The sequence below is a fragment of the Oceanobacillus saliphilus genome (assembly GCF_023522835.1).
Taxonomy (GTDB): Bacteria; Bacillota; Bacilli; order Bacillales; family Amphibacillaceae; genus Oceanobacillus; species Oceanobacillus saliphilus.
The window spans coordinates 1-311 of record NZ_JALCZU010000058.1 but is presented as its reverse complement, the minus strand read 5'-3'; the positions used below and the strand labels follow the sequence as shown (position 1 = coordinate 311).

Genomic DNA, 311 nt, shown 5'->3' with positions numbered 1-311 from the left:
ATCACCTTTTTCATCGTATGCACCTTATTCTCCACATCACAATGCACTATTGCTTTTGCTTTTTCACCTGTCATATCCTATTGCTATTAGATGAAATATAATAAAAATTGTCCTCCACCCATAACACCTCTCACTCCCACCTACTGAACATGTCTGGACCCTGCCCTCATATCACCTGCGTTTCCGTTAAACTATCGGTTGCGGCCATATCTACCAGAAAGCACCGTTTCCCGTCCGATCAACTGTAGTTAAGCTGGTAAGAGCCTGACCGAGTAGTGTAGTGGGTGACCATACGCGAAACTCAGGTGCTG

At 45.0% G+C, this 311-nt stretch carries 1 rRNA gene; it reads left to right on the top strand.

Features of this window, described 5'->3' with window-relative positions:
• Positions 1-196: 196 nt before the first annotated feature.
• A 5S ribosomal RNA gene (rrf, locus tag MN204_RS21810) occupies positions 197-311 on the top strand; the annotation flags it as partial.